The sequence below is a fragment of the Ruegeria sp. H6 genome (genome assembly GCF_056532975.1).
Map to the genome: position 1 here is coordinate 1 of NZ_JBQFOA010000012.1, position 23,312 is coordinate 23,312.

The 23,312-nt window shown below is 58.0% G+C and carries 19 protein-coding genes; 13 read left to right on the plus strand and 6 right to left on the minus strand.

The window, feature by feature from the left end:
* The first annotated feature begins 61 nt into the window (after window positions 1-61).
* From ACR0AG_RS17315 to ACR0AG_RS17325, 3 genes are all read left to right on the plus strand, one after another.
* The gene (locus ACR0AG_RS17315; protein ID WP_480841193.1) at window positions 62-493 is read left to right on the plus strand and encodes a universal stress protein; all 432 of its coding nucleotides are present in this window, start codon (window positions 62-64) and stop codon (window positions 491-493) included.
* Window positions 494-578: 85 nt separating this feature from the next.
* On the plus strand, window positions 579-2,327 hold the full coding sequence (gene ggt / locus ACR0AG_RS17320) for a gamma-glutamyltransferase (RefSeq protein ID WP_480841195.1): 1,749 nt from the start codon (window positions 579-581) through the stop codon (window positions 2,325-2,327).
* An 85-nt stretch (window positions 2,328-2,412) separates the two neighbouring features.
* Window positions 2,413-3,684, plus strand: coding sequence for a type III PLP-dependent enzyme domain-containing protein (locus ACR0AG_RS17325; protein ID WP_480841197.1), 1,272 nt, complete (start codon window positions 2,413-2,415; stop codon window positions 3,682-3,684).
* 71 nt (window positions 3,685-3,755) lie between these two features.
* Here the strand turns inward: ACR0AG_RS17325 and ACR0AG_RS17330 are convergent, their stop codons facing one another.
* Together ACR0AG_RS17330 and ACR0AG_RS17335 are read right to left on the minus strand one after the other, a co-directional pair.
* Window positions 3,756-5,231, minus strand: a complete 1,476-nt coding sequence (locus ACR0AG_RS17330; RefSeq protein WP_480841199.1) for an NAD-dependent succinate-semialdehyde dehydrogenase — start codon at window positions 5,229-5,231, stop codon at window positions 3,756-3,758.
* Window positions 5,232-5,233: 2 nt separating this feature from the next.
* Window positions 5,234-6,511 (minus strand): 4-aminobutyrate--2-oxoglutarate transaminase, encoded by a 1,278-nt coding sequence (locus ACR0AG_RS17335; protein WP_480841201.1) that lies wholly within the window; start codon window positions 6,509-6,511, stop codon window positions 5,234-5,236.
* A 150-nt stretch (window positions 6,512-6,661) separates the two neighbouring features.
* On the opposite strand from ACR0AG_RS17335, the gene ACR0AG_RS17340 reads away from it, so the two are divergent.
* The 9 genes from ACR0AG_RS17340 (at window position 6,662) to ACR0AG_RS17380 (ending at window position 16,890) form a co-directional block, all read left to right on the plus strand.
* Window positions 6,662-7,228 carry a cupin domain-containing protein gene (locus ACR0AG_RS17340; RefSeq protein ID WP_480841203.1) on the plus strand — a complete coding sequence of 189 codons (567 nt, stop codon included), beginning with the start codon at window positions 6,662-6,664 and terminating at the stop codon, window positions 7,226-7,228.
* Window positions 7,229-7,366: 138 nt separating this feature from the next.
* Entirely contained in the window at window positions 7,367-7,888 is a 522-nt protein-coding gene (locus tag ACR0AG_RS17345) for a VOC family protein (RefSeq protein ID WP_480841205.1), read from the plus strand.
* A gap of 70 nt (window positions 7,889-7,958) precedes the next feature.
* Window positions 7,959-8,309 carry a hypothetical protein gene (locus ACR0AG_RS17350; protein ID WP_480841207.1) on the plus strand — a complete coding sequence of 117 codons (351 nt, stop codon included), beginning with the start codon at window positions 7,959-7,961 and terminating at the stop codon, window positions 8,307-8,309.
* A gap of 126 nt (window positions 8,310-8,435) precedes the next feature.
* Complete coding sequence (locus ACR0AG_RS17355; protein ID WP_480841209.1) at window positions 8,436-9,404, plus strand: carbon-nitrogen hydrolase family protein; 969 nt, start codon at window positions 8,436-8,438, stop codon at window positions 9,402-9,404.
* A 47-nt stretch (window positions 9,405-9,451) separates the two neighbouring features.
* A complete protein-coding gene (locus ACR0AG_RS17360; protein WP_480841211.1) occupies window positions 9,452-12,178 on the plus strand; it encodes an aminotransferase class I/II-fold pyridoxal phosphate-dependent enzyme in 2,727 nt (908 codons plus the stop codon).
* Window positions 12,179-12,200: 22 nt separating this feature from the next.
* Entirely contained in the window at window positions 12,201-13,649 is a 1,449-nt protein-coding gene (locus tag ACR0AG_RS17365) for a biotin carboxylase (protein ID WP_480841213.1), read from the plus strand.
* A gap of 8 nt (window positions 13,650-13,657) precedes the next feature.
* Window positions 13,658-14,647 carry a C45 family autoproteolytic acyltransferase/hydolase gene (locus ACR0AG_RS17370; RefSeq protein WP_480841215.1) on the plus strand — a complete coding sequence of 330 codons (990 nt, stop codon included), beginning with the start codon at window positions 13,658-13,660 and terminating at the stop codon, window positions 14,645-14,647.
* A 234-nt stretch (window positions 14,648-14,881) separates the two neighbouring features.
* Window positions 14,882-16,024 carry a dTDP-4-amino-4,6-dideoxygalactose transaminase gene (gene rffA / locus ACR0AG_RS17375; RefSeq protein ID WP_480841217.1) on the plus strand — a complete coding sequence of 381 codons (1,143 nt, stop codon included), beginning with the start codon at window positions 14,882-14,884 and terminating at the stop codon, window positions 16,022-16,024.
* Entirely contained in the window at window positions 16,021-16,890 is an 870-nt protein-coding gene (locus ACR0AG_RS17380) for a hypothetical protein (protein WP_480841219.1), read from the plus strand. The genes rffA and ACR0AG_RS17380 overlap by 4 nt, the downstream gene beginning before the upstream one ends.
* Before the next feature lie 144 nt (window positions 16,891-17,034).
* On the opposite strand, the gene ACR0AG_RS17385 is transcribed toward ACR0AG_RS17380, so the two are convergent.
* The 4 genes from ACR0AG_RS17385 to ACR0AG_RS17400 are packed head-to-tail and all read right to left on the minus strand — an operon-like array spanning window position 17,035 to window position 22,586.
* Window positions 17,035-17,883 (minus strand): ABC transporter six-transmembrane domain-containing protein, encoded by an 849-nt coding sequence (locus ACR0AG_RS17385; protein WP_480841221.1) that lies wholly within the window; start codon window positions 17,881-17,883, stop codon window positions 17,035-17,037.
* A gap of 6 nt (window positions 17,884-17,889) precedes the next feature.
* Complete coding sequence (locus tag ACR0AG_RS17390) at window positions 17,890-18,309, minus strand: DUF2141 domain-containing protein (protein WP_480841223.1); 420 nt, start codon at window positions 18,307-18,309, stop codon at window positions 17,890-17,892.
* Window positions 18,306-21,434 carry an efflux RND transporter permease subunit gene (locus ACR0AG_RS17395; protein ID WP_480841225.1) on the minus strand — a complete coding sequence of 1,043 codons (3,129 nt, stop codon included), beginning with the start codon at window positions 21,432-21,434 and terminating at the stop codon, window positions 18,306-18,308. The genes ACR0AG_RS17390 and ACR0AG_RS17395 overlap by 4 nt, the downstream gene beginning before the upstream one ends.
* A gap of 3 nt (window positions 21,435-21,437) precedes the next feature.
* Window positions 21,438-22,586: an efflux RND transporter periplasmic adaptor subunit gene (locus ACR0AG_RS17400; protein ID WP_480841227.1), complete on the minus strand. Its 1,149-nt coding sequence runs from the start codon at window positions 22,584-22,586 to the stop codon at window positions 21,438-21,440.
* A gap of 101 nt (window positions 22,587-22,687) precedes the next feature.
* Between ACR0AG_RS17400 and ACR0AG_RS17405 the strand changes: the two genes are divergently transcribed.
* Window positions 22,688-23,305: a TetR/AcrR family transcriptional regulator gene (locus tag ACR0AG_RS17405; RefSeq protein WP_480841229.1), complete on the plus strand. Its 618-nt coding sequence runs from the start codon at window positions 22,688-22,690 to the stop codon at window positions 23,303-23,305.
* Window positions 23,306-23,312: the final 7 nt, after the last annotated feature.

Below are 23,312 nucleotides of genomic sequence, written 5' to 3' on the forward strand. Positions count from 1 at the left end.
CCCTCATCGCCTTCCTGCAAAAAAACCGCGCAGCCCGCACAAATGAACAAGAGGTAACACCATGATAAAATCCGTCCTCTGTGCCGTGGATGCCGGTAAACCCGAGACCGATGCCGAAGTGCTGCGCCAGGCCGGGCGTCTGGCGGAACTCGACAATGCGCAATTGGATATTGTCACCGTATTGCCGGATTTTGGTGAATCTTTCGTCGGCAGTTTCTTTGAGCCTGAACATCATGAACAGGCGGTGGCAAAGGCGCAGGAGGCGCTTGAAGCGCTGAGCAAATCCGTTCTGGGGGATGCGCGGAATGCAAAGGTCCGCCATGTCGTGGCCACCGGCACCGCCTATCAAGAGATTTTGCATACCGCGCAATCCGCCGGCAGCGACCTGATCGTCATCGGCGCGCACCGGCCCGACCTCAAGGATTACCTGCTGGGTCCGAACGCAGCGCGGGTGGTCAGACACTCGGATGTCTCGGTTTATGTGGTGCGCTGATCCCTCTGGGATCGGGGCAGCAATGTTCAAAAGTACCAGTGAATAAGTTTTTGAATACTCTCGTCATCAAACGGAGGAATTTTTGATGAGGACATTTTTGAGAACCAGCGCGGCGCTGGCCTTTGGGGCCATCGCAGGCGCAGCCAGCGCGCAGGATCCTGCGCCGGAATATGGCTATGGATGGGAAGACAAAGATTCGGTCACTGGCACTGAATTCATGGTCTCGGCGGCCAACCCGATTGCCGCCAAGGCAGGCTATGACGTTCTGGCCGCAGGCGGCACAGCCGCAGACGCGATGATCGCCGTCCAGCTGATGCTGAACCTGGTCGAACCGCAATCCTCGGGTATCGGCGGTGGTGCGTTCATGCTGTATTGGGATGCGGAATCCGAGACGCTGACCACCTTTGACGCGCGCGAGAAAGCGCCTGCCAAAGCCACGCCCGAACGGTTCTTGAACGCCGAGGGCGAGAAGATTCCGTTTGCCGAGGCGATCTCGGGCGGGCAGGCCGTGGGTGTGCCGGGCATTCTGCGTCTGATGGAAGTGACCCACAACCTCTATGGCAAGAAAGACTGGGCCTCGCTGTTCCAATCGACCATCGAACAGGCCGAGAACGGGTTCGAGGTTTCGCCACGTATGGCGAATTCGATCCAGTCGACCATCGACCGTGAACGCTATCTGGACGTGTTCCCCGGCGCCAAGGAATATTTCTTCAACGCAGATGGCAGCCCGCTGACCGAGGGCACCCTGCTGAAGAACCCTGCCTTTGCCGAAACCCTGCGTATTCTGGCCGATCAGGGCGCGGATGCCTTCTATCACGGCCCGATTGCCGAGGATATCGTGGCCGCAGCGGATTCCACGTCCAAGGTGGAAAACAACATCACGCTGGAAGACATGGCCGCCTATCGGGTCAAGATCCGCCCTGCCGTCTGTGCCGATTATCGTGGCTATGACGTCTGCGGCATGGGCCCGCCGACCTCGGGCGGTCTGACCGTGGGTCAGATTCTGGGTATCCTGAACAACTTTGACCTCAAGGGCACCGGCTGGAACGCCGAATTGGCGCACCTGTACGCCGAAGCGGCCAAACTGGCTTATGCCGACCGCGCGCTTTATATGGCTGACAGCGATTTCGTTGACGTGCCGGTCAAAGGTCTGCTGGACAAGGACTACCTGAAACTGCGCTCGGAAATGATCGACCCGGCTGCGGCCAGCGAAAAGCGGTCAGCAGGTGAGCCACCGCGCGATCACACCGCGCTGTTTGCGCCGTCGCAGAACCCGGATCGTCCCGGCACCAGCCATATCGTGATCCGCGACCAGTATGGCAATGCGCTGTCGATGACCACGACCATCGAGACCTTCTTTGGCAGCCGTGTCTTCGTGCGGGGCTTCCTGCTGAATAACGAGTTGACCGACTTTGACCGCGCGCCCAAGGATGGCGACCGTCTGGTAGCCAACCGCGTCGAAGGCGGCAAACGCCCGCGCAGCTCGATGTCGCCGACTATCGTGATGAAGGATGGTGAGCCCTATCTGCTGATCGGCTCGCCCGGTGGTAGCCGCATCATCAACTATGTGGCCAAGACCATCATCGCGATCCTCGACTGGGACATGGATCCGCAGGACGCCATCGAGACCGGTCACTTCGTGCACCGCAACGGTTCCAGCATGGATGTCGAGCAGGAAACCGCAGCGGCGGACTTTGCCGAGGCGCTGTCCGCGAAGGGGCATGAGGTCAAGACGGTCGACCTGAACTCGGGCCTGCATGCGATCCTGATCAAGGATGGTCAGCTGATCGGAGCGGCCGATCCTCGCCGCGAAGGTGTGGCGCTGGGGCAGTAGCCCAAAAGACCTAGATCGCGGCGGCTCAATCGAGCCGCCGCTTTCATTTCAAGCACAGTCATTCCCATCAAGACCGGAGCCGCCCATGAACCGAGAGCATCAGATCCTGCAACGCGCAATCCAAGACCGGCTTTTGGACAGTGAAAGCACCGTGTTGGGCTTTATGGACCTTGATGGTCTGCAAAAGTCGATCAATGATCTGATCGCCGCGTTTCCCGATAATTTTCAACACACCTTCGCGGTCAAGGCGAATTCGCTGCGCCATGTACTGATGAAAATCTCTCAATGCGGGATTGGGGCCGAGGTTGCCAGCCCCGGTGAACTGACCATGGCGCAATCCGCCGGGTTCGATATCCCCAAGATTATCTTCGACTCGCCGGCCAAGACGATGGACGATCTGCGGCAATGTCTGAAACATTCCATCGCCTTCAATCTGGACAATGAACAGGAATTGGAGCGTGTTGCGGGCCTGATTGAGGATTACCCAAATTCCGAGGCCATCATCGGCTTTCGTATCAACCCGCAGATCGGCTCGGGCGCGATCTCATCAACCAGCACCGCGACCAACACGTCGAAATTCGGCTATCCCATTGGTGATGCGGGCAATCGCGAGACGCTGATCGACTACTATCTGAAATACCCCTGGCTGACCTCGATCCACACCCATGCAGGATCGCAAGGCTGCCCGCTGGAGCTGATGGCGCAGGGTATCGGGGAACTGGTGGCCGTCGCCGAAGAGATCAACACCCGCAAGGGTGAACAGCAGATCACCCGGCTGGATATCGGGGGCGGGCTGCCGGTCAACTTTGCCTCGCCCGAGGTCAAGCCGACCTTTGCCGAATATGCCGAGGTGCTGCAACAGCACGTGCCATTGCTGTTCACCGGGAAATACACCGTGAAAACCGAGTTTGGCCGCGCCATTGCCGCCAAGAACGGGTTCATGGCAACCCGCGTGGAATACACAAAGAACGCCGGAGGGCGCCATATCGCGACCACCCATGCGGGCGCGCAGATCATGACGCGCACCGCTTTCCTGCCTGCGGCATGGCCCATTCGCGTCGAAGGCTTCACACCGGATGGCACGCTAAAAACCGAGGACAAGGTGCAAACAGACGTGGCGGGGCCCTGCTGTTTCGCGGCTGATCTGGTGGCCAAGGATGTGCTGATCCCGCGGCTTGATCCCAATGATTACGTGGCGATCTATGACACCGGCGCGTATTACTTCAGCAATCATTTTGACTATAACAGCCTGCCGCGCATCGCCGTTTATGGTGTCAGCACCAAGTCGGGCGAGCTGTCCATCGAACTGATCCGTCGGGCAGAAACGCTCAGCGAAGTGGTGTCGAACATGTCATAAAAAAAGGACCGGGCTTGTGCGAAGCCCGGTCCTTATCGTGGCGCTTGGAGGCAGACCCCAAGGCCGGGGGGTCAGGATATCTCGCCCATGCAGAGATATTTGATCTCAAGGAAATCCTCGGTGCCGTATTTGGACCCTTCGCGGCCCAGACCGGACTGTTTGACACCGCCAAAGGGTGCAACCTCGGTCGAGATCAGGCCGGTGTTGATGCCCACCATGCCCGATTCCAGTGCCTCGGCCACGCGCCAGACGCGCGCCAGATCGCGGCTGTAGAAATACGAGGCCAGGCCGAACTCGCTGTCATTGGCCATGGCGACGACGTCGTCCTCGTCCTCGAACTTGAACAGGGGCGCGACAGGGCCAAAGGTTTCATCCTTGGCCACCACCATGTCGCGGGTCACGCCGGTCAGGACGGTGGGTTCAAAGAACGTGCCGCCCAAATCGGATCGCTTGCCACCCAAAGTGACGGTTGCACCTTTTGAGACCGCGTCCGAGATATGTTCCTCGACCTTCGCGACCGCGGCGTCGTTGATCAGCGGGCCGGTGGTCACGCCGTCGCCGAACCCGTCACCGACGCTCAGCGCCTTGGTCTTTTCGGCCAGTTTGGCGGCGAATGCGTCATAGACGCCCGCCTGCACATAGATCCGGTTGGCGCAGACGCAAGTTTGGCCGTTGTTGCGGAACTTGGCGATCATCGCACCGTCCACGGCGGCATCCACATCGGCATCGTCGAACACGATAAAGGGCGCGTTGCCGCCCAGCTCAAGCGACATCTTCTTGATGGTGCCTGCGGCCTGACGCATCAGGATCTGACCCACACGGGTAGATCCGGTAAAGGTGATCTTGGCCACCTTGTCATTGGTGCACAGCTCATTGCCCACGCCCGAGCTGTCGGTGCCGGGGATGACGTTGAACACACCCGCCGGAATGCCCGCACGTTCACCCAGAACTGCCATCGCCAATGCCGACAGCGGTGTCAGCGTCGCGGGGCGCGCCACGAATGTACAGCCCACCGCCAGCGCCGGGCCGACCTTGCGGGCGATCATGGCGTTGGGGAAGTTCCATGGCGTGATCGAACCCACCACGCCCACGGGCTGTTTCAGCACCACGATGCGCTTGTCGCGCTGGTGGCCGGGGATGACGTCGCCATAGACGCGCTTGGCCTCTTCCGAGAACCACTCGATGAAAGACGCACCATAGAGGATTTCGCCGCGCGCCTCGGCCCAAGGTTTGCCCATCTCGGCGGTCAGGATGGTGGCCAGATCATCGGCGTTTTCGACCATCAGATCGAACCACTTGCGCAGGATCGCTGCGCGTTCCTTGCCGGTTTGCGCGGCCCATTCTTTCTTCGCCGCATAAGCCGCATCAACGGTCTGCGCGGTGCCTTCGACACTGATATCGGCTACATTGGCAATCAGATCGCCGGTGGCGGGGTTATACACGGGAAAAGTCGCCGCGCCGTCAACCCATTCACCGTTGATATAGGCACGGGTTTCCAGCAGGCCGGGATCTTTCAGATCCAGCTTGGTCACTTTGGTATCCAGCATATTCAGGCTCCTTTCACCGCATCGACCGAGGCCTCAAGAATGTCCATTGCCTCGGCAAAGATTTCATCCTGCACCGTCAGCGGCGCGAGGAAACGAATTACGTTCCCATATACGCCGCAGGTCAGCAGGATCAATCCGCGTTTCAGCGCCTCGGCCCGCACCGCGTTGGCCATTTCCGGGTTTGGGGCGCTGCCGTCGGTGGTGTTGAACTCGGCCGCGACCATGAAGCCGGGGCCGCGAATGTCGACGATTTCGGGTGTGCAGGCGCGGATGGATTCCAGCCGCTGTTTCAGGCGCGAGCCCAGCTCATTGGCGCGGGCGCACAGATCTTCTTCCTCGATCACATCCATCACCGCGTGGGCGGCGGCGATGCCCAGCGGGTTGCCACCATAGGTGCCGCCCAGACCGCCGGGCTGCGCCGCATCCATCAGATCGGCGCGGCCCGTGACCGCCGCCAGCGGCAGGCCACCGGCCAGACCCTTGGCCATGGTGGTGATGTCGGCAGCTACGTCATAGGCGTCCATCGCAAAGAGATTACCGGTGCGGGCAAAGCCGGTCTGCACTTCGTCAGCAATCAGCACGATGCCGTGTTCATCACACAGCGCGCGCAGACCCCGCATCAGCTCGGCCGGGGCAGGGTAGAAACCGCCTTCGCCCTGAACCGGCTCGATAATGATGGCGGCCACGCGGCCCGGGTCCAGATCGGCCTTGAAGAGCTTGGTCAGCGCGCCCAGCGAGTCCTCGACCGAGGTGCCATGCAGTTCGACCGGGAAGGGCACGTGATAGGTGTCAGGCATCATCGCCCCAAAGCCTGCCTTATAAGGCTGTACCTTGCCGGTCAGCGACATGCCCATGAAGGTGCGGCCATGGAAGCCACCGCCAAAGGCGATCACGGCGGGGCGTCCAGTGGCAGCGCGGGCAATTTTAACTGCGTTCTCAACCGCTTCGGCGCCGGTCGTGACAAAGACGGTCTTTTTGTCGAAATCCCCTGGCACCTTGTCGTTCAGACGCTCGGCCAGACGGATATATGTCTCATAAGGCAGAACCTGATGGCAGGTATGGGTGAAATGCGCGGCCTGTTTTTGCACCGCTTCCATCACCTTGGGGTGGCAATGCCCGGTGTTCACAACGGCGATGCCAGCGGCGAAATCGATATAGCGCGTGCCCTCGACATCCCAGACCTCGGAATTTGCGGCACGGTCCACATAGACCTGCGTCTGCATACCCACGCCCTGCGCGATCGAGGTGGTGCGGCGTTCAGCAATCTGAGCATTCAGCATCTTGCGTCCTTTCGGGTTATCGGGCGCGCGCGCCCGTAAATCTGACCGCGTGACTGTAGTGCCCACAGCCTCAGGCGAAAGCCTGTTTCTTGCCCATCGTAAGCCCTTGATCTACGGTCCCGGCACTAGAAAGTGTTGCGGATAGTGAACATGAAAAACGCCGATCAGGATGATTTGACCCTTGGACCACGCCTGCGTGCCCTGCGCGAACGGGCGGGCCTGTCGCAGCGGGCGCTGGCGAAAAAATCGGACGTGCCGAATTCGACCATTTCGCTGATTGAGTCGGGCAAGATGAACCCTTCGGTCGGGGCGCTGCGCCGGATATTGCAGGGCATTCCCATCAGCATGTCCGACTTCTTTTCCTTCGAGATCGAAACAGAGCAAACCGTGTTCTACGCCGCCGAAGACCTGACCGAGATCGGGAAGGGCGGGTTGTCGCTGCGGCAGGTCGGGTCAAACCTGCATGGCCGCGCGATGATGATCCTTCAGGAAACCTATGACCTGGGCGCAGACACGGGTCGCGTGATGTATGGGCACGAGGCAGAAGAGGGCGGCATCGTGGTCTCGGGGCGGGTCGAGGTCACCGTCGGTGATCGGCGTAAGGTGCTGGGGCCGGGCGATGCCTATTACTTTGACAGCCGCACACCGCACAGGTTCCGGCAGGTCGGTCCGGAAAAATGCCGCATCATCAGCGCCTGCACCCCGCCGACATTCTAAGCTGTTGCCGGGGCGACACATCACTATGCATCATAGTGTTGCCAAAAATGCGAATCTGATCCACAGTATAGTCCATAGTGCGGGAATTTCCCCGCATGTTCCATCGGGCGACCCGCGCCCAATTCGGAGATTTCGGAGATGAAAAAGAAGCCTGCCACTTTGCCCCGTGGCTATCGCACATGCACCGCATCGCTTGCGGTTGCTGACGTTCCGGCTGCGCTGGAATTCTATGAAAACGCCTTTGATGCCAAGATCCAGGTTTATGACGCCGAAGAGGCCCCCGGCTTTGCCGCCATTAAAATCGGCAACTCGATGCTGTTTGTCACTGCGGGTTGGGGCACGCATGTTCCGACCATTCCCGGCACGGTCATCCCGGTGGGCCACCACATGTATGTCGAAGATGCCGACGCCGCGCTGGCGACCGCGCTGGACAAGGGCGCAACACTGGTTGCCGATGCTGCCGATACCTATTGGGGTGAACGTTGCGCCACCGTGGCGGATCCGTTCGGTCATATCTGGACGCTGGCGACCCGGATCGAGAACCTGAAATCCGAGGATATCAGCGAACGCCGCAAAGCGCTGCTGCGCGCCATTCACGATCACGAAGCCGAGGCCGTGGTCGAAGCTGCCGAGACAGCAGAGCAGACCGAAGCCGCGTGATCCTGTCCGAGGTTGTCATACAGGCGGATCGTGAGGTACCGGAATGGGTGTGTTCTTTGACAGGCAAACCATGAACGACGCACCTTTTCCAACTTTCACGATCCGCCAGAATGATCTGGCTATCCTCGCAGCCGAAAACCGGATCGGCGATTATCCGGTTGCCGTACGCACCGCGCGCGAAGTGGTCAGCGGCGGTTTTGCCAACCACTCGGCACATCCCAACACCTGGACGGTCTACTTCTTGGTGGACGGGCAATGGGCTTTGGTTGAATCCACGCGCGGTCTCAGACGGGAATGGTCCAGCCTGGATCGTCTGGAAAAATGGCTGCGAAGCTGCGGCTTTCGGTTCTTCTGGGTCCGAAACGACATTGATTTTGTCGAACCAGCAGGTGTCGAAGATACCGGGGATGCGGCGGGTTGAGGAATGTCATCGCCCCTCGGTCCCGCTTTGACCAAGCTTGCGCAAGCTGCCGATTTTGTGTTCCGATAAATGTGACGGCCCAAGCCGGTCGCTGCAATCGGTGGAAATAAGAGAAGAAGACATACAATGACACCCTTTGCGATAACCGGAATTCAGATGCATGTCGGCGCCCTGCAGTCGAATGTTGAGGCCATGCTGCATCGAATTGACGTGATGATGGCGCGGTTTCCCTGGACCCAGATGGCGCTTTTCAGCGAATTGGCCCCCTATGGTCCGCTGGATCGATTTGCACAGCCGTTCCCCAATGATGACCTGTCGCGGTTTCAGGACGCAGCGCGCCGCTATGGCATCTGGCTCATCCCCGGCTCGATGTTTGAAAAACACGAGGACGGGCGGATCTTCAACACCTCGGTGGTGATCAACCCCGATGGTGAGATCGTCTCGAAATATTCCAAGATGTTCCCGTTCAAGCCCTACGAACAAAGCATCGCGTCCGGCACCGAGTTCTGCATTTTCGACGTGCCGGATGTGGGTCGGTTCGGCCTGTCGATCTGTTATGACATCTGGTTCCCTGAAACCACGCGCCACCTGACATCTCAGGGTGTCGAGGTTCTGCTGCACCCGGTTCTGACCGGCACTACCGACCGCGAGGCCGAGTTGTCGATTGCCAAAGCCACCGCCGCGCAGTTCCAGTGCTATGTGTTCGATGTGAACGGGCTGGCTGCGGGGGGCGTGGGCCGGTCGCTGGTGGTCGATCCTTCGGCCACGGTGCTGCACCAATCCGCCGGTCAGGAAGACATTTTCCCCATTGAAGTCGATCTGGATCAGGTCCGCCGACAGCGCGAGGTCGGGCTGAAGGGTCTGGGGCAGGTTCTCAAAAGCTTCCGCGACCGCGAGGCGGAATTCCCGGTCTATGACCGCACCAGCGGGGCGGACGCCTATCTGCACACGCTGGGTCCGCTGCGCATTCCGCAGAGGGGCGATTCAGCGGGTGTCGACGTTTCCGACCCCAGAACCGCGCTGGGATATGCCGAAACCGAGATGACGAGACCCGACAATTTCTATGTCTACAAAGGGCGTTCTGGAACGGACTGATATCGTCGGACTTTTGATGGGTATTGGTAGGGAGGACCAATTACACAATGAAAAGCACATCCAAGACCGAAGCCATTCCGTCAGTTTCAGATTATTTCAGCGGATCACAGCTGAGGGCCGACAGATGGAGCGCACTGCGTGAAACCGCAGAAGCGCTGCATCGCGACAGCGACCAGATTCAGCGCGCCCGCGCGCTGATGGAAGCCCTGGCGCCGATCGAGAAGTATTTTGCTTTTCCCGGCGCCTCTGCTTTTGATTATCTGCGCCGGTTGCTGGATCATGGAAATTTCACGGATTTTTCGACAGCGGTCAGGCGCGTGTCGCGGGCGCTAACCTCGGGCGCGTTTCGACGCCGGTCCATTCCGCTGATCTCGGACGAAACCGATATCGATGAGTTTGAGGATGAATCGACCCAGTCCCACGAGGCCCGTGCCCTGGGACGACCTTATTTCGAGGTCATGATCGTTGACGAAGTGAATGAGCATCAGGAACGGTTTTTGCAATCCAGCCTGCAACGCATGCGCCGCAGCGAAGACCCGTTTATCTACGAAACCGTCGTGGTTCCCAGCGTCGAGGACGCGCTGATCGGGGTGCTGTTCAACCAGAATGTGCAGGCGGTCATCGTGCGACCGGGCCTGAGCCTGAAATCCAAGAACGAAACCAATGTGCTGGGCCGCTATGTCAGCCTGTATGGCGAGGGCACCGATCTGGATGCGCTGTCGCCGTCGGAATACGGCCCTGAAACCTGCCGCCGCATCGGTATGTTGCGCCCGGAGCTGGATGCCTATCTGATCACCGACCGTTCGGCCGAGGATATTGCGGGGCTGGATTTGGGTCTGTGCCGACGGGTGTTCTATAATCAGGAAGACTTTCTGGAACTGCACCTGAACATCCTCCGCGGGGTGCAGCGGCGGTTCAAAACTCCGTTCTTCACCGCGCTCAAGGAATATTCCAAACAGCCCACTGGCGTGTTCCACGCGATGCCGATCAGCCGCGGCAAGTCCATCAGCCGCAGCCATTGGATTCAGGATATGGGGGCGTTTTACGGCTCGAACATCTTCATGGCGGAAACCTCGGCCACCTCGGGCGGGCTGGATTCACTATTGGAACCCAAAGGCCCGATCAAAGAGGCGCAAGAGGCTGCCGCGCGGGCGTTCGGGTCAAAGCAGACGTATTTCGCCACCAACGGCACCTCGACCTGCAACAAGATCGTGGTGCAGGCGCTGGTCAGGCCCGGTGATATCGTGCTGGTCGACCGCGACTGCCACAAATCGCACCATTACGGCATGGTGCTGGCCGGGGCGAGCGTGGTCTACATGGACAGCTACCCGCTGCATGACTACTCGATGTATGGCGCGGTGCCGATCCGAGAGATCAAGCACAAGCTGCTGGCCCTGCGGGCAGAGGGCAAGTTGGATCAGGTCCGCATGGTCTTGCTGACCAACTGCACCTTTGACGGCATTGTCTATAACGTGCAGCGCGTGATGCAGGAATGTCTGGCGATCAAAAAAGACCTTGTGTTCCTGTGGGATGAGGCCTGGTTCGGCTATGCCCGATTTGCGCCCAACACCCGCGTGCGTACCGCGATGCGTTCGGCCAATATCCTGCGAGAAGAGTTCCGAACCGCTGACCATGCCGAGGCCTACGCGGCCCAACAAAAGGATCTGGACGGCAAGGACGATGAGGCCTGGCTAGATACTCGCCTGATTGCACCCCCCGATGCCCGAGTGCGGGTCTATGCGACGCAATCGACGCATAAGACGCTGACCGCGCTCAGGCAGGGCTCGATGATCCATGTCAACGACCAGCAGTTCAAAGGCGCGGTCGAAGAGGCGTTTCACGAGGCCTATATGACCCACACCTCGACCTCGCCCAACTATCAGATCATCGCTTCGCTGGATGTGGGGCGCCGGCAGGTCGAGATCGAAGGCTACGAGTTTGTGCAGCGCCAGGTCGAAAGCGCCATGGCGATCCGGCGGGCGGTGACGACCCATCCGTTGCTGAAAAAGTACTTCAAGCTGGTCACAGCGGGCGACATGATCCCTGAAGAATATCGCGAAAGCGGCATGACCAGCTATTTCGATCCCGATCAGGGTTGGGCTGATGTCTGGGATTGCTGGGCCAAAGACGAATTCGTTCTGGATGCCACCCGCATCACCCTGCATGTGGGTGCGACAGGTTGGGATGGCGATACGTTCAAGACCAAGATCCTGATGGACAAATACGGCATCCAGATCAACAAGACCTCGCGCAATACCGTGCTGTTCATGACCAATATCGGCACCACGCGCAGTTCTGTCGCCTATCTGATCGAGGTACTGGTCGAGATCGCCAAGGAGCTTGACGATCTGATGGACGATGCGTCCAAGATGGAAAAACGCGCCTTTGAAAAACGCGTCCGGAACCTGAGTGAACATGTCCCGCCCTTGCCGGATTTCAGCCGCTTCCACGATGCGTTCCGCTGTGAAAAAGGCACCGAAGCGGGCGACATCCGCACCGCGTTTTTCCTGTCTTATGACGAGGACAATTGCGATTACGTGGAACCGGACAAGGACATGCTGGAACGGTTGGAAGCGGGCGAGGAAATGGTCTCGGCCACGTTTGTGATCCCGTATCCGCCAGGGTTCCCCATATTGGTGCCGGGGCAGGTGATCAGCCCGGAAATCCTGAAATTCATGCAAGAGCTTGACGTGTCGGAAATCCACGGTTTCCGCGCCGATCTGGGCCTGCGCATTTTTACCGAAGACGCTTTGAAATCAGTCAAGAACCCCTAAGGGGTCAGGGAGGACAACAATCATGCCAAAGAAGGTGCTCAAGAACATCTCGGAAATTCGCCGGTATTTCCACACCAACAAGGACCCGATCTATTTTGTATCGGCGACCAATTTCAACCTGTTGGGGCTGGATGAGTGGGTGATGAATTTCACCTATATCTGCTACATGGATTGCTTTGACGGGCGACATCCGAACGTGTTTGTGCCTTCTGAAATGCCGCATGATGAGTTCCAGTCCATCGAGGACATCAACAACTATCTGCTGCAGCACAAAGAGGTCATCGATCTGGTCAAACGGCGCGGTGGCAAGCCCAAGTTTGTCTTCCTGATGTTCGATGAGACGACCGAAAAGCTGGTCAAGGAACTGGGCGGCCAGCTGTGGTTCCCCAAGGCCAAACTGCGCACCAAATGCGACAACAAGATCGAAACGGTCCGCATCGGCAACAAAGCCGGCGTGCCCTCGGTGCCAAACACTTTGAGCGTGGTCAAAAGCTATGACCATCTGCAGAAGATCTGCGACAAGGCCGGGCTGGGGCACGATCTGGTGCTGCAATCGGCCTTTGGCGACAGCGGCCACACCACTTTCTTCATCAAGTCCGAGGCGGATTTCAACAAACACAAGGATGAGATCGTCGGCGAGGGCGAGATCAAGATCATGAAGCGGATCGACTGTCGTGGTGCGGCGATCGAGGCCTGTGCCACGTCCGAGGGCACCATCGTTGGCCCGCTGATGACCGAGCTTGTGGGCTTCAAGGAACTGACCCCTTATCGTGGCGGCTGGTGCGGGAATGAGATCTTCTCGACCGCATTCCCGCCCAAAGCCCGCGAACAGGCGCGGCAACTGACCTTCCAGTTTGGCGAGGAACTGCGCAAATCCGGCTATCGCGGCTATTTCGAGCTCGACTTCCTGATCGACAAAAAGACCGGTGAGCTTTGGTTGGGAGAATTGAACCCGCGTATCACCGGGGCCAGTTCGATGACCAATCACGCGGCCTTTGCCCACGCCGATGCGCCGCTGTTCCTGTTCCACCTCCTGGAGTTCAGCAAGAAACCCTTCAAGCTGGATGTCGAGGAACTGAACGCCCGCTGGGCCGACCCGGACATGATCGACAGTTGGTCGCAGATGGTGATCAAACACACCGATGACAGCGTGGATCGTATCACCCAGGCGCCGCAATCGGGCATCTACAAGATGCTCGAAGATGGCCGTGTGGTGTTTGACCGGTTCGACTATCACCGCCGCGCGGTGGGCGAGAATGAGGCGTTTTTCCTGCGCATCTCGAATGTCGGCGACTACCGCTATGAGGGGGCCGATCTGGGCATACTGGTGACACGGGGCCGGTCGATGACCAAAGGCTTCAAGCTGACTGACAAGTCGAAGAAATGGATCCACGGCATCACCTCGGCCTATGCGGCAGAGCCGCTGCCAGCGGCGCAGCCGATGGAAGACCCTGCGTTCAAAATCATGTAGAAAGCCCAATGGCGCTTGTTTTTCGCTCAATCGACGAAGAACAGCCCGGCCCCAAGCTGGCCGGGCTGTTTGCCGAATACTGGCCCGCCTACCACAAATGGTGGGCGCAAGAGGGGTATGCGGCGCGCCCCACCTATCGCGAATGCCTGCGGGCATTAGAGCGTCACATGCCAGAGATTCTGCCGCTTTATGAACAAGCGGTTGAGCTTGTGGGCGGCAAAGACAGCCAGGCGCGGTTTCTCAGCTTTTACTGCCCGCCGAAATATCTGTCGGGCTGCAGCCAGGCTGTTTGGCGTGGAAAGTCTCCGTTTCTGGTGCGCAATTATGACTATCATCCGAAAACATTTGATGCCGCCCTGCTGAAAACCCGTTGGGACGGGCGCGGTGTGATCGGCATGAGCGACGGTATTCTGGGCTTGCTGGACGGGATTAACGATGCTGGCCTGACGGTCTCGCTGACCTTCGGCGGACGGCGCGAGGTGGGCGACGGGTTCGGCGTACCGCTGATCCTGCGCTATGTGCTGCAAACCTGCGAAACGACGCAGGAGGCGGTCGATACCCTGTGCCGCATTCCCTGCCACATGAGCTATAACGTCACCGTTCTGGACGCTGAACACACCCACAACACCGTGTACCTGGCGCCGGACCGACATCCGCAAATCTCGGACGTGCCGGTGGCGACCAATCATCAGGGCCATGTGGAATGGTCCAAACACGCGCGTTTTACCGCCACCGTGGAGCGCGAGCGTTTCCTGCTGAACCGCCTCAACCAGCACCCCGAAAGCGAAAAACGCTTTATCGACGCCTTCCTGCGCCCGCCGCTTTATTCCACGGCGTTCAAATCGGGCTTTGGCACGCTCTACACCGCCGTCTACCGGCCCCGGAAAAAGCAGCTACAACTTCTCTGGCCCGGAACATCGTGGGATTTGTCATTTGACCGGTATCTGGAAGATGAACTGAGCCTGTGGCTCCCTGAAACGGCGGAGACATCCTATTGATAGAATATGCTTTGCTCGCGTGCTTTTCAGGCATTCTGTTAGTTCGCAACAATAGGTATCATTGAAGATACGCCTTTCACGACGCGGAAAGCGATTTTGAGTTAGACGATCGTCCAACAACCCGAGCGACAATGCCTAAATTGGCATTGAATTCACTTTTTGCTCCAAAGTTTGTTGTATTTTGCCGTAACCGTTAGCTAGTGTGGCTGAGCGAGTTTCAGGCTCTGAGAAATCATGTTCAAGATACCTTTTAATACCCCATCTATGGTTGGGCAGGAGCTCAATTATATCCGCGATTGCATCGAACGGGGGCAATTGTCGGGAGATGGGCACTACACGCGACTGTGCAATGAACTTCTGGTCAAATTAACAGATTCGCATACCGCACTTCTGACTCATTCCTGTACTGCTGCGCTTGAGATGACAGCCATTCTGGCTGATCTGAAACCGGGTGATGAAGTAATCTTACCGTCATTCACCTTTGTTTCGACAGCAAATGCGATCGCCCTTCGGGGGGCAACTCCGGTTTTTGTCGATATTGATCCCACGACTCTTAACATCGATCCAGTTCAGGTTCAAAACGCTGTGACGGCAAATACGCGTGCGATTGTGGCTGTTCACTACGCTGGTTTTGCCGCCGATATGGATAGCCTGGCCGAGATCGCTCGTGTCCATGATCTCTTGCTGATCGAGGATGCCGCACAGGCGCTTGGTTCAACCTACAAAGGTCGAAAATGTGGTTCTTTGGGTGATATGGCGGCTTTCAGCTTCCATGAAACCAAAAACATCATTTCGGGCGAAGGCGGGGTGATCACTATAAATCGCCCCGACCTGGTAGAACGCGCAGAAATTATCCGCGAGAAGGGCACAAACCGCTCGAATTTCTTGCGAGGTCAGGTAGATAAATACACTTGGGTTGATATCGGATCATCCTTCCTGCCCGGAGAATTGATCGCGGCTTTCCTTTATGCCCAGTTGGAAAACTCGGAAGAGATTAACGATCGGCGCATCCAAATGTTCAGCCGCTATTTCAACGCGTTTGCGGACCTCGAAGAAAAAGGTCGTCTGAAACGTCCGGTAATCCCCAAAGATACGGTCGGAAACGGTCACATGTTTTACCTTTTGACGCGCGATGTTAACGATCGTGACGCCTTAATTCAGCACATGCGGGATCATGGCATCAACGCACCCTTTCACTATGTCCCGTTGCATTCAGCCCCGGCCGGGCGGCGATTGGCCCGTACTCATGGCGATGTTTTGCCAGTTACCGATGACATATCTGCGCGCCTGGTGCGCTTGCCAATGTATTACACGTTGCCGGAACAGCTCGACGAAGTCATAAACGTCGCGCACGGCTATTTTGAGAAGATCAAATGAAATATATTATCTGCGCGCCTTCTTACAACGAAAACAATGGGGGCGCGATCTTTCTTCATCAACTTGGTAAAACTTTGATTTCATTTGGTGAAACTGCTGAGATGTGGCCTATGCCGAACCAGAATCCAAAAGGGAAGCGCCGGCGGATTGCCGAGTTTTTCCGGCCAAAACCTGAGTATAAGACGCTGGGCGTTCCTGTTTTTGAAGGCAAATCGGCGCCAAACGATGCCATCGTTGTTTATCCCGAACTGGTTTTGCGTAACCCGCTTAAAGCCCGAAACATCGTGCGCTGGATCTTATACAAACCCGGCGTCCTGCATCCATATGAGTTTACCAAAAACGAGATGTTCTTTCATTGTGGCGAGATGTTCGATCTTCCTGAATTGACAGGTGGTGCACCAGAGCTGACCATGTGGCGGCGGAACCGGATCTACAAAAACGAACATCGCGCAGATCGCCAAGGCACGGCCTATATCGTTAAGAAAGGGCGGGCTAAGGAAAGACTTCCGGAAACTGAAGATCCGAAAGCCATAGCGATTGACCGTCTCAGCCATGTGGAGATCAATGATATCTTTAACCGCGTTGAGACGTTTATTTCTTATGATGAAGCCACAATGTACTCGCAATTTGCGGCAATTTGTGGCTGTGACAGCATCATTGTACCGGGATTCTTTGCCGATCAGGATGCATGGCAGGCCGCACATCCCTTGGCAAAATACGGTGTGGCTTACGGGTTTGAAAACTTAGAACACGCCCGTGCCACGCGCGACAAAGTACTGGACATGCTAGATGCACGGGAAGAAGAAAGCCTCGAAACCGTTCGCAACTTTGTTCATTTGACGCGAGAGCGTTTTTGCATCGATTAAGAGGTGACCGCGGGAGCCAACGGGATGGATAGTTCTTGGCCGGCAACGGCGTTGATGAGAAAAGACTATTCATAGCTGCAACGGACCGTCTGTTCAGGTTCGGGGTCGCCTGATCTAAGACCTTCTTACCAAGAGTCTATTATCTCAGCCGCTCTGCAACCGAACGGTGATTTCGGACAGACGAGACCAGGATTGGAGCGTGACCGGCAAGGCAAGTGCGGCTTCGGCAAACTCCCATGAATAGCTGACGATCGAAAAGATCATTCCCGGTGTGGCGTCCAGGTTTTGCGTTGCATACCAGAGATTGAACAGGATCAGACCGATCAGCAAAACAAAGATCACGCCATACAGAATGGCTTCAGTATCCGAGAGCTTTATTTCGAACCGACGCAGTTTTTTCAGATGAACCAGCACCGGGCGGGTGCGGCGTTGCTCCAAAACGCTGACCTGTTGCTCCATCTGCTCATTCAATGCGCGGTTCCATTGCCAGAACGTCGAATGAAAGACGGCGTAGACGGATATCATTCCGACAAGAACTCCACAGGCTGACAGGGCCAGAGCGGGTGAGAAATAAAACAACAATACCGCAGAGACGGCGAATTGCACGACCCCAGCAAGCGCCGAGGGCAGGATCTCTTCCAGAAAATCGGCCAGTTCCCGCCCCATTCCGATCCGGGCGTTCAGCGACGATGTGGGCAGGCTTGAAAACCGTGTGGCCAGCACCTTGCCCAACTCGACGCGGATGGTGCCATAGACGCGCGTGTCATAGATCCGCCGGATCACGCCGATCAGCGTGAGGGCGATCATCAGAGCACCCAAATGCACAAAGTGCTGAAACTCTCCGTTCAGCAAGCCATCTATGGCGAAGCCGATGAACAGCGGGATCAAAACCGTCAGGGCCGTTTCTAACAGGATCAGGAACCATGTAAGCCCGACGCGCCAGCGGAACACGCACAATAGCGTGCTGATGGTCAGTTTTTGGTCTGTCAGCATGTGGCGCTACTGGTCATAATGGATACGAATGCGGACATCACCCGGCCAGACCGAGGCAGCCTTGAAATCAGGCGCGTCCTGAGAGGTCGGGGCACCAGTTGATCCCAAGCCTTCCAACAGGTGCGTGGCGGTCATGGCCAGATCTTGGTCTTCATTCTCGTCATGAAACAGCAGCACCGCATAGGGTCCCGCGTTCAGGTCGGCAAATTCGTGGCTGACGCTGCCTTTGCGGGATGGGATTTGGGCGTAGTCTATCGCGCCCCAGGCATCCATACTGTCAAAAGCGCGGGCGTCATCGAATACAAGGATCACGATGTTTCCTGTGTCGTTGCGGATACCGTTGACGGTTACATTCAAACCTTCGGCGGTGGCAGGTGTTGCCAGCGTCATCAGGGCGAATGCGGGAACCAGAAGGGGCCGTGTCATGGCTTTGTCCTTTCTTCGTAAGGGTGCGGCAGTGGTGGTTTGAAAACGGCCAGAAAATCCTCGGTGATGGCAATCAGCACGGGTACGAGTAGCAGCATGAGAGCGGTGCCGAAGAGTTCTCCGAAAGCAAGTGAAATGGCCGCGGGGATCAGATACTGTGCTTGCTCGGACGTCTCGGTCAGCAACGGCAGCAGGCCGATCACTGTTGTTGCGGTGGTCAGAAAGATCGCCTTGAACCGTCCGATGCCCGCACTTTTGAGCGCAAGGTTCACCGGCTGGCCCTCGTCGCGCGCCTGATTATAGCGGGTGATCATGACCAGGCTGTCATTCACGATCACACCGGTCAGAGCCAGCATGCCGAAGAACGAAAACAGCGACAGTGAGACATCCATGATCAGGTGCCCGACCGCGGCGGCGACGAAGCCAAAGGGCACAATGGCCAGAATGATGAAGGGCTGCCAATAGCTTTTCAGCGGCACGGCCATCAGCACATAGATCAACACAGCCGCCAGCAGCAGTGCGCGTTTGAGACCGTCGCTGATATTGGCCATTTCTTCCAACTCGCCCGCAGGCAACACAGCCACACCGGGAAACTTGGCCTCAAGCGCGGGAACCAGCTGTTCGAACACCGCTTGCCCAACCTCTTCGGGGGCGACAACATCGCGGTCGATGGAGGCGGCCACCATATTCATGCGCTTTCCGTCACGACGATCGATGGTGCCTGCGGCATAGGTGCCCTCGATTTCCGCAACCGTTTCAAGCGGCACCCAGGCGCCAGAGGCGCTGCGCAAATGGGTTTGCATCAGATCGGCGAGCGTATCGCGGTTTTCCCGCGCGTTTTGCACCACTACGCGCAGCTCGGACCCATCACGCCTGATCTTGGTCACCTCGGCGCCACCGAAGCCATAGCCGATCTGCCTGGCCAGGGCCTCGGCGTTGAATCCAAGGTGCCGCGCGTCCGGACGCAGGCGGAGTTTCAGTTCAGGTTGTCCCCCCGCCAGCCCGTCCCGCACATTCGCCACACCATCGATCTTCGACAGAAAGTCTTTCATCTCGGCGCTGGCCTTTTGCAGCCGGTCTTCGTCTTTTGATGCCAGGCGGATGCGGAAGCCGCCGGCAAGCGTTTCCGATCCGGTGAACTCCAACTCGGTCGCACCTTCGACCTCACCCACCCGGTCGCGCCATGCGCGGACCACGGTCAGGATCGGGACATCGGGGCGCTCGGCCACCGGGATCATCTCGGCGTAGATCTGCGCGTTTTCTGCACTGTTGATGATGGCAAACACCGTCTGGACAGGCGGCCTGGCCATGCCCGCCTCTGCGGCAAGTTCGGTGTTCAGGGCGTTCAACTCGGCTTCGATCCGATCCACGTTGGCGTGGGTCAGGGCAAAGGGCGCGCGGGCGTCCATTTCCAGGTTCATCGTGATAACCTGGCCGGGCACCTCTGGAAAGAACACCGTTTTGACCTTGCCCTTGACCATCAGGCCAAGCCCCAGGGTTGCTGCGGCGATGAACAGGATCAGCACGGCGTAACGCTGCCGCACCGCCGCAACAAGCAGCGGCTGGTAGAGGCGATCCCGCACCCAGTTCAACCCGCCCTGTGCCGTATCCTGTACCCGGCCCCAGAGGCGGGTCAGCAGGTAACGACGCTCTTGCCCCATCGAAATCTGCGCCAGGTGGGCCGGCAGGATGAATTTGCTTTCGATCAGCGAGAAGATCAGTGTCAGGATCACGATCCCTGCAAACCCGGCCAGAACCCTGCCCAGCGGATTGTCGATCAACAGCATCGGAAAAAACGCAGCGATGGTGGTCAAGACGCCAAAGACGGTGGCAACGGCCACACGATGCACACCGCGTTCCGTGTCTTTGATCGGGTCTTTGCCGTTGCGGCGTTCCTCAAATACGCTTTCTCCGACCACGACGGCATCGTCGACCAGAATACCCAACGCAATGATCAGGCCAAACGTCGTGACATCATTCAGCGAATAGTCGATCCATTTTGAGCCCGAGACCGCAATCGCGCCCATGACCGAAACGGGAATACCCATCGCCACCCAGAACGCCAGGCGCACGTTCAGGAACACCGACAGCATCAAGGTGACAAGGATCAGCCCCTGCACCCCGTTTGAGCGCAACAGCGCCAAGCGGTCCGCGATATAGCCGGCGCTGTCGCCCCAGATCTCGACCTGGACCTGCGATGGCAGCTGGCGGCTGAAATTGTCCACTGTGCTGCGCACTACATTGCTGATCTCAAGCAGGTTTTCTTTCTGCCCGACCAGAACCTCCATCCCGACGGTTGGTTTGCTGTTCAGGCGGAACAGGTACTCGCCGTCCTGAAACCCGTCTTCGATCTTGGCGATATCCCCCAAGGGCACAAAGGACCCGTCGCCACGTTCAATGATCGGCAGGGCCACGTATTCGGGCACGTATTTCGCCCGGTCATCGGCTCGCAGAAAGATCGTGCCGCCTTCGGTGCGCAATCTGCCTGCCTGAAATGTCAGCGAGTTTTCCTCGATGGCGCGGGTCACATCCGACACGGTCAGACCGTAATGGCGCAGCAGAGCCGGGTCGATTTCGATCCGCAGCTCTCGCGGGATCAGGCCCCAGATTTGCAGCCGAGACAGGTCCGGTTGTGCCAGCAGTTCTTCTTTCAGGCGCTGCGCAAGGCTCTGTAATGTGGCCGGGTCCGTTTCGCCGTAGAGGTTCAGATAGAGAGCCGGAAAGTCGAACCCCGATGCTTCGATCACAGGGCGGCGCGCGGTATCGGGTAAATCGGTCAAGCCGTCGATGCGAATGCGGACCCGGTCCAGAACGGCTTGCAGTTTCTGCCCGCCCGCGCGGCGAACGGTCACGACGCTCAGATCGTTTTGGGATTGAGAGGTCACGCTGCGCACGCCCTCCAACCCTTCAAGCGCCTGTTCGACTTTCTGAGTCACCAACTCATCGACCTGTTCGGCCGTGGCATCCGGGAATTCGATTGCGATTGTCACGCTTTCCGGCGGAATGCGCGGGAAGCCTTCGATCCGAATATTCAACAGCGTCTGCACCCCGAGAAAGAGGATCAGCGCCATCATCAGATTGGCAGCAACCGGGTTGCGGATAAACCAGGATGTCAGCGCATGCATGGCTCAGCCCTCATCCGCGCGCGGTGCAACGCGCTGACCCGGCAGAAACGAGGCCAGCGGTGTTTTGGCCACGCGCCATGGGCCGGTCCCTTCGGGAGCAGCGATCGTGACCGTACCTTCGCTGCGGAACAAAATGTCCGGGCTGAGCCTTTGCAGGTGGTCCTCATCATCCACCAACCAAACGATGCCTGCGCGGGTCAGCGCGCTTTCCGGCAAGGTCACTGTGTCTGCAATCGGGCGGCCCGGAATGTGAACCTGCAGGAAATCTCTGGCAAGAATACCTTCGCCGGGGTTGGTGACGTCCAAAAAGACGCGCACCTGCCGCGTGTTCTGATCCAGAAACCCCCCACCGCGCCGGACCCGGGCCTGCCCCAGAGTTCTGCCTGAACGGTGTGTCAGATCCGCGGTGGCGCCAGAGATCGGATGGTCCAAAAGAGACCAATCCGCCTGGCTGAACTCGGCCACCAGTTCAAAGTGCCGGTCATCCGAAAGATGTATCAGGGCATCGCCTGGGTTGACCGTCTGACCAAGGCTGGCAAAACGGTGGGTGACAAAGCCCGAAAACGGGGCGACAACCTCTGCGTCTTTCAACTCAGCACGCGCCGCATTCAGACGCGCCTGAGCTGCTGCAACGGTTTTCTCGGCAATGCGCAGTTGTGGCAAGTTTATTGCCAGTTCGTTTGGCGGTTCCGTCTCATCCCGGTCAAACTGACGCTGTGCAACGGTCACGTTGTTCTGCGCGCGCAATAACGCCAGCTCCGCCTGCCCAAGCTCCATCTCAGCGGTTGCAACGGCACTTTGGTAAGGTGCTTTTTCGATGGAAAACAAAGGGTTGCCCTGTTTCACCTGTGTCCCTGCCAAAGCGGCGGCATGCACTGCGGTAATGCGCCCGGACACCGCGGATCGCAGCTCGGCATCCCAACGGGGCCGCACTTCGGCAAAGGCCGAAACCCGGGCCTGAACGGTGCCCGATTCAACGCTGACAACAGAGACAACCGGCAGAGGCGCTGGCACGCGCGTGGCCTGAACATCAATTGTGTCCTCGGTGTCGAACAACAGCATGACGATCAGGATCAAAAGCACCAGTGAGAGCCCGATCCACAGCCATCGCCGGGCCGGTCTTTGCCGCGTTTCCAAGCTTTTGTCCGTCATTGACCCATCTTTCCCGTGCCGCCGAATCCATTGCGCCTTGTGATATGCAGTAAATTGTCATATACTATGAACGATCGTTCGTTCAATATGAAATCGAAAAAATGACCGAAGACACCAATCCGCCCGGTTCAAGCCGGCAAAAGGCGACCGCCAAGCGACGCAACCAGATTCTGGAAGCCGCGATTATGTGCTTTCTTGAACGCGGTTATCATCAGACCGGTGTCCGTGATATCGCGGCGCGGGCAGGTGTCAGCCTTGGAAACCTATACAACCATTTTCGCAGCAAACATGATGTGCTTGTGGAAATCGCGGTGCTGGAGCGCCGCGAGATGGAGCCGTTTCTGAAGATCCTGAACTCGAATACGCCCGCGCTTAAAGTGTTGAAAAAGTTCATCAAGGCCTATGCCAAATACCTTGCCGTGCCGGAAAATGTTATTCTCACATTGGAAATTTCAAGCGAGGCCATCCGGCAACCGGACATCGCGCAGTTGTTTGTCGAAAACCGCTCCAGCTTGATCGATGCTCTGGAAACCGTTGTGCGACGCGGGATCGCCGACGGCGATTTGCGCGCTGTTCCGGATCCGCTTCAAGCGTCGCAACTGGTGATAGAGGTTCTGGAAGGCAGCGCGTATCGCAGCGTGTTGTCCGAGTTACCGATGAAAAAGATCATCGGAAACACGGAAGAGTTCATTCTAAGCGCGCTGCTGGCACCGCGATGACGCATGC

Excerpts from the sequence above, each read along its gene's own strand:
- ACR0AG_RS17345 (WP_480841205.1), top strand. The coding sequence starts at position 7,367 with ATGAAAAAGAAGCCTGCCACTTTGCCCCGTGGCTATCGCACATGCACC.
- ACR0AG_RS17315 (WP_480841193.1), top strand. The coding sequence starts at position 62 with ATGATAAAATCCGTCCTCTGTGCCGTGGATGCCGGTAAACCCGAGACC.
- ACR0AG_RS17335 (WP_480841201.1), bottom strand. The coding sequence starts at position 6,511 with ATGCTGAATGCTCAGATTGCTGAACGCCGCACCACCTCGATCGCGCAG.
- rffA (WP_480841217.1), top strand. The coding sequence starts at position 14,882 with ATGTTCAAGATACCTTTTAATACCCCATCTATGGTTGGGCAGGAGCTC.
- ACR0AG_RS17405 (WP_480841229.1), top strand. The coding sequence starts at position 22,688 with ATGACCGAAGACACCAATCCGCCCGGTTCAAGCCGGCAAAAGGCGACC.
- ACR0AG_RS17370 (WP_480841215.1), top strand. The coding sequence starts at position 13,658 with ATGGCGCTTGTTTTTCGCTCAATCGACGAAGAACAGCCCGGCCCCAAG.
- ACR0AG_RS17360 (WP_480841211.1), top strand. The coding sequence starts at position 9,452 with ATGAAAAGCACATCCAAGACCGAAGCCATTCCGTCAGTTTCAGATTAT.
- ACR0AG_RS17350 (WP_480841207.1), top strand. The coding sequence starts at position 7,959 with ATGAACGACGCACCTTTTCCAACTTTCACGATCCGCCAGAATGATCTG.
- ACR0AG_RS17365 (WP_480841213.1), top strand. The coding sequence starts at position 12,201 with ATGCCAAAGAAGGTGCTCAAGAACATCTCGGAAATTCGCCGGTATTTC.
- ACR0AG_RS17355 (WP_480841209.1), top strand. The coding sequence starts at position 8,436 with ATGACACCCTTTGCGATAACCGGAATTCAGATGCATGTCGGCGCCCTG.
- ACR0AG_RS17385 (WP_480841221.1), bottom strand. The coding sequence starts at position 17,883 with ATGCTGACAGACCAAAAACTGACCATCAGCACGCTATTGTGCGTGTTC.
- ACR0AG_RS17395 (WP_480841225.1), bottom strand. The coding sequence starts at position 21,434 with ATGCATGCGCTGACATCCTGGTTTATCCGCAACCCGGTTGCTGCCAAT.
- ACR0AG_RS17330 (WP_480841199.1), bottom strand. The coding sequence starts at position 5,231 with ATGCTGGATACCAAAGTGACCAAGCTGGATCTGAAAGATCCCGGCCTG.
- ACR0AG_RS17380 (WP_480841219.1), top strand. The coding sequence starts at position 16,021 with ATGAAATATATTATCTGCGCGCCTTCTTACAACGAAAACAATGGGGGC.
- ACR0AG_RS17400 (WP_480841227.1), bottom strand. The coding sequence starts at position 22,586 with ATGACGGACAAAAGCTTGGAAACGCGGCAAAGACCGGCCCGGCGATGG.
- ACR0AG_RS17325 (WP_480841197.1), top strand. The coding sequence starts at position 2,413 with ATGAACCGAGAGCATCAGATCCTGCAACGCGCAATCCAAGACCGGCTT.
- ACR0AG_RS17340 (WP_480841203.1), top strand. The coding sequence starts at position 6,662 with ATGAAAAACGCCGATCAGGATGATTTGACCCTTGGACCACGCCTGCGT.
- ggt (WP_480841195.1), top strand. The coding sequence starts at position 579 with ATGAGGACATTTTTGAGAACCAGCGCGGCGCTGGCCTTTGGGGCCATC.
- ACR0AG_RS17390 (WP_480841223.1), bottom strand. The coding sequence starts at position 18,309 with ATGACACGGCCCCTTCTGGTTCCCGCATTCGCCCTGATGACGCTGGCA.